Source organism: Oceanobacillus sp. J11TS1 (genome assembly GCF_018333215.1).
Lineage (GTDB): Bacteria > Bacillota > Bacilli > Bacillales > Amphibacillaceae > Oceanobacillus.
The window spans coordinates 1-431 of the sequence record NZ_BORO01000074.1 but is presented as its reverse complement, the minus strand read 5'-3'; the positions used below and the strand labels follow the sequence as shown (position 1 = coordinate 431).

At 43.4% G+C, this 431-nt stretch carries 2 tRNA genes; both read right to left on the bottom strand.

Annotation, left to right across the window (positions count from 1 at the left end):
* Window positions 1-207: 207 nt before the first annotated feature.
* A tRNA-Ala gene (locus KI343_RS19900) sits at window positions 208-280 on the bottom strand.
* Window positions 281-304: 24 nt separating this feature from the next.
* Window positions 305-381, bottom strand: a tRNA-Pro gene (locus KI343_RS19895).
* Window positions 382-431: the final 50 nt, after the last annotated feature.

Below are 431 nucleotides of genomic sequence, written 5' to 3'. Positions count from 1 at the left end.
ACTCTCTATAAAAGTTTTTTGTTTCTTAGCTTTCAGAAGTCAACTTCTGACTTATTTAATAAGAAAAACGAGGTTGTCTTTCTTCTTTCGTACTGGTTGTTTTGTTCAGTTTTCAAAGAGCAATTTCGTTGTCACTTTTTTAAAGCGACCAAACTAGCATAACATACTCCAAAATCAATGTCAACAACTTTTTTTAATTTTGTTGAATGGAGCCTAGCGGGATCGAACCGCTGACCTCCTGCGTGCAAGGCAGGCGCTCTCCCAGCTGAGCTAAGGCCCCGTAATATTTTAATGATTTGTATAATGGTCGGGAAGACAGGATTCGAACCTGCGACCCCTTGGTCCCAAACCAAGTGCTCTACCAAGCTGAGCTACTTCCCGATGGCGCGCCCGAGAGGAGTCGAACCCCTAACCTCTTGATCCGTAGTCAA